The following is a 767-nucleotide window of genomic DNA, read 5'->3' as shown; positions in this document are numbered from 1 at the left end:
GTGGTTGCAAATGGTAAAAATTACGCGGGTTAAATCTACCTTAAAATTAAAATAACTAATGAAATTGAAGATGAATACAACATTAAACAACAAATTAAGAAAGAAGATGGAGACAAAGAAAGAGCTAAAAGAAGAAAAAATAAAGAATAATGAAACCACTATTTATAACTTTTATGATATGGGTTCTGTTTGCCTGTAATAATCAACAGAGCAATCAACAACAATTTGTATCTGATATATTGACTAATAGAGAATTTTTTAAACAAATAGATACATTGAATAAAGAAACCTCAAAACAAACATCAGATAGCCTAATTTACATTGATAAAAACATTGTAAACCACAGATTTTTTCGTATAAATATTGATAAAAAGGGAGACACAATCTTGTTTGATCCTTGCTATGCGAGTATAGCAACTATTTTAATGCAAAAAAAACGTTTTATACACGGTTATGGACAAGAAACTAATAATTTACAAATCATATCTTCTAAGAAAGATAATGAAAAAGTTATTTACACGGTAAAATTTGATGGTGATACTGATGAGAAATACTTTGAAAAGGTAAGTTTTGAAAAACTTGACAACAAAAATAAGTATTGGCGTATCGGTTATAAATCCTATGATAAAAACACTTTCGAATATGAAATTTTCATAGATAGTTTATATAAAAAAACTATACCCTACAAGAAAGAACCTTGTTCAGAAGAATATGACTAATCCAAATACAACCCTAATTTTAAAATATTCAGATGGTAAAGATTTATT

The 767-nt window shown here is 26.5% G+C and carries 2 protein-coding genes; both read left to right on the top strand.

Annotated elements, in window-relative coordinates:
- Positions 1-70: 70 nt before the first annotated feature.
- Positions 71-199: a hypothetical protein gene (locus tag HMPREF9075_RS13975; RefSeq protein ID WP_255351819.1), complete on the top strand. Its 129-nt coding sequence runs from the start codon at positions 71-73 to the stop codon at positions 197-199.
- Between the two features lie 76 nt (positions 200-275).
- Positions 276-719, top strand: a complete 444-nt coding sequence (locus tag HMPREF9075_RS02875; protein ID WP_232305043.1) for a hypothetical protein — start codon at positions 276-278, stop codon at positions 717-719.
- Positions 720-767 lie beyond the last annotated feature (48 nt).

The organism is Capnocytophaga sp. oral taxon 332 str. F0381 (assembly GCF_000318275.2).
GTDB classification, from domain to species: domain Bacteria; phylum Bacteroidota; class Bacteroidia; order Flavobacteriales; family Flavobacteriaceae; genus Capnocytophaga; species Capnocytophaga bilenii.
The sequence above is the reverse complement of the archived record's forward strand: the minus strand, read 5'-3'. Positions and strand labels throughout refer to the sequence as shown.